This window comes from Caloranaerobacter azorensis DSM 13643 (genome assembly GCF_900129995.1).
Classification (GTDB): domain Bacteria; phylum Bacillota; class Clostridia; order Tissierellales; family Thermohalobacteraceae; genus Caloranaerobacter; species Caloranaerobacter azorensis.
In genome coordinates this window covers 1-2,907 of the sequence record NZ_FQXO01000131.1, presented here as the reverse complement: position 1 = coordinate 2,907, position 2,907 = coordinate 1, and the positions used below count along the sequence as shown (strand labels likewise).

The 2,907-nt window shown below is 29.8% G+C and carries 3 protein-coding genes; all 3 read left to right on the top strand.

What is annotated here, in order from left to right:
- The first annotated feature begins 157 nt into the window (after window positions 1–157).
- The 3 genes from dnaX to recR are packed head-to-tail and all read left to right on the top strand — an operon-like array spanning window position 158 to window position 2,796.
- Entirely contained in the window at window positions 158–1,813 is a 1,656-nt protein-coding gene (gene dnaX, locus BUB51_RS12385) for a DNA polymerase III subunit gamma/tau (protein WP_073198136.1), read from the top strand.
- 40 nt (window positions 1,814–1,853) lie between these two features.
- Entirely contained in the window at window positions 1,854–2,183 is a 330-nt protein-coding gene (locus BUB51_RS12380) for a YbaB/EbfC family nucleoid-associated protein (protein ID WP_035162468.1), read from the top strand.
- A 13-nt stretch (window positions 2,184–2,196) separates the two neighbouring features.
- The gene (gene recR, locus BUB51_RS12375) at window positions 2,197–2,796 is read left to right on the top strand and encodes a recombination mediator RecR (RefSeq protein WP_073198134.1); all 600 of its coding nucleotides are present in this window, start codon (window positions 2,197–2,199) and stop codon (window positions 2,794–2,796) included.
- The last annotated feature ends 111 nt before the right edge of the window (window positions 2,797–2,907 follow it).

Here is a 2,907-nt window from a genome sequence, read left to right as displayed (position 1 = left end):
ATAAGGGTGTACATGGTATAACATATAGACTAGAGTAATTAAGTTGCGGGTAGCAAAAAGAAGCGGGTCCCGCAAAGCGGGACCCTTTTTTTATGGTAGAAGTTTTTAGTATCTGATATAATTAATTATGGAAAAACATCTATTTGAAGGTGATGAAATGGCATATCAAGCTTTATATAGAAAATATAGACCTAAAGATTTTGATAGTGTTTTAGGTCAAGAACATGTTACTACAATATTGAAAAATCAGATAATAAATAATAATATTGCTCATGCATATCTATTTTCAGGAACGAGAGGTACGGGTAAGACTTCTACTGCTAAAATATTTGCGAGGGCTGTTAATTGTTTAAATAATAAAGATGGTAATCCATGTAATGAATGTGAAATATGCAGAGGAATATTAAATGATACTATTATGGATGTTGTAGAAATGGATGCAGCATCTAACAATAGTGTAGATGACATAAGAGAATTAAGAGAAAAAGTTAAATATCCTCCGTCAAAAGGAAGATATAAGGTTTATATAATAGATGAAGTTCATATGCTGTCAAAGGGAGCTTTTAATGCACTTTTAAAAACATTAGAAGAGCCGCCAAAACATTTATTATTTATTTTAGCTACTACCGAGCCTCAAAAACTACCAGCTACGATTTTATCAAGGTGTCAAAGATTTGATTTTAAGAGGATAAGCGTAGATGATATTGTTAAAAATATGAGAGCTATATGTGATGAATTAAATATAGATGTAGAAGACAGAGGACTTAGGCTTATAGCTAGAAATTCTGATGGTGCAATGAGAGATGCACTCAGTATATTAGATCAATGCGTGTCTTTCTCTGATGGGAAAATAACATATGAATATATTTTATCTATATTAGGAACAGTAAATCTAGACGTTATCTTTGAATTAACAGACGCTATTATTAATAGTAATTTAGAAAAGACTTTGGGATTAATTGAAGACATAGTTAGAGCTGGGAAAGATGTCAATCAGTTTGTTAAAGATTTGATTTTGCACTTTAGAAATTTAATGATTGCTAAAACTTCTAAAAATATCGAAAATATCATAGATGCTTCTGATGAAGTAATAGATAAATTAAATAGACAGGCAAAAAATATTGAATTAAATGATATAATGAGAGCTATCAAAATATTATCAGATGTAGAAGTTAAGGCAAAATGGTCATCTCAACCTAGAATAATTTTAGAAGTGGGATTAATAAAATTTATAAAAACACCATCTAATGTTGATATAGATAACCTATTAGAAAAGGTTGCAAAACTAGAAAAAATCATAGAAGAAGGTAAGTTTCATGTAATAGATAAATCTAATCATTCATATAATGTTGAAATTAAAACTTCAGTATCAGAAAACATTAAAAAGGATAATACAGAGCAGAAAGTAAATATAAAAGATGAGATATTTAATGAGAATGGAGACATTAATAGCGAAAATGTAAGTTTTGACAAAATAAAAATAGAGTGGTCAAATTTTCTAAAGAGATTAAAGAAAGAAAAAATTAGTATACATGCTTTGCTAATGGAAGGGAAACTGATAAGTTTTGAGAATAATATGCTAACAGTAGCTTTTGAAGATGGTTTTGCTTTTCATAAAGATGCTATAGAAAAGAAAAATAATAAAGAGTTTGTAGAAAAATCGATAAGTAAATATTTTAATTGCGATATAAAGATGAAATTTATTATGGCAAACGAGATAAAAAATACAGAGAGTGAACAAGAAGATAAAAAAAAAGATATAATTAAACAGATAAAAAGTATTTTTGGAGAAGATTTAGTTGAAGTTGTTTGATATAATAGTCTAATAAAATAAAATTGAGGAGGATGGTATGATGGCAAAAGGAAGATTCCCTGGCATGGGAAATTTTAATAACATGATGAAACAGGTACAAAAAATGCAAAAAGAAATAGCAAAAATGCAAAAAGAATTAGAAGAAAAAGAAGTAGAAGCTAGTTCAGGTGGTGGAGCTGTTACAGTTAAAGCAAATGGTAAAAAAGAGGTACTAGACATAATTATAGATAAAGAGGTAGTAGATCCTGATGATGTGGAAATGCTACAAGATTTAATTCTAGCTGCAGTAAATGAGGCTTTAAGAAAGGCAGATGATATGGTAACTAGTGAGATGCAAAAAATTACTGGAGGAATGCCAGGGTTATTCTAAGAAGGTGATATAGATGGAATGCTTTCCTAAACCAATTGCAAAGCTTATAGAAGAATTTTCGAAATTACCGGGTGTAGGGAAAAAGACAGCTCAGCGATTAGCGTTTTATGTACTTAATATGGAAAAAGAAGAGGCATTAAGTCTTGCCAATGCAATAGTTAATGCAAAAAGAGATATTAAATATTGTAGTATATGTGGGAATTTAACAGATAGAGACCCTTGTGTAATTTGTAGTAATAAGAAAAGAGATGAAACTTTAATATGTGTAGTTGAAGATCCTAAAGATATAGTTGCAATGGAACGAACTAAAGAATTCAAAGGACTTTATCATGTGCTTCATGGCAGTATTTCACCTATGGAAGGTATTGGGCCAGAAGATATCAGAATTAGAGAATTACTTGTTAGAATAAAAAATAGCCCAGTGAAGGAAATTATTTTAGCTACAAATCCTACTATTGAGGGTGAAGCTACTGCAATGTATATATCAAAGCTCATAAAGCCAATGGGAATAAAGACTACTAGAATAGCTCATGGAATACCAGTTGGAGGAGATTTAGAATACGCAGATGAAGTTACACTATCAAAAGCTTTAGAAGGAAGAAGAGAAATATAGATGTATATAGAAGTTTTGTACACTACAAAAAAACTTCTTTCACTAAAAATAAAGTTGTATCAAAAAACATGGTTTAAAGAAGACTAAATATCTTCTTGAGCCATGTTTTTT

Excerpts from the sequence above, each read along its gene's own strand:
- dnaX (WP_073198136.1), top strand. The coding sequence starts at position 158 with ATGGCATATCAAGCTTTATATAGAAAATATAGACCTAAAGATTTTGAT.
- BUB51_RS12380 (WP_035162468.1), top strand. The coding sequence starts at position 1,854 with ATGGCAAAAGGAAGATTCCCTGGCATGGGAAATTTTAATAACATGATG.
- recR (WP_073198134.1), top strand. The coding sequence starts at position 2,197 with ATGGAATGCTTTCCTAAACCAATTGCAAAGCTTATAGAAGAATTTTCG.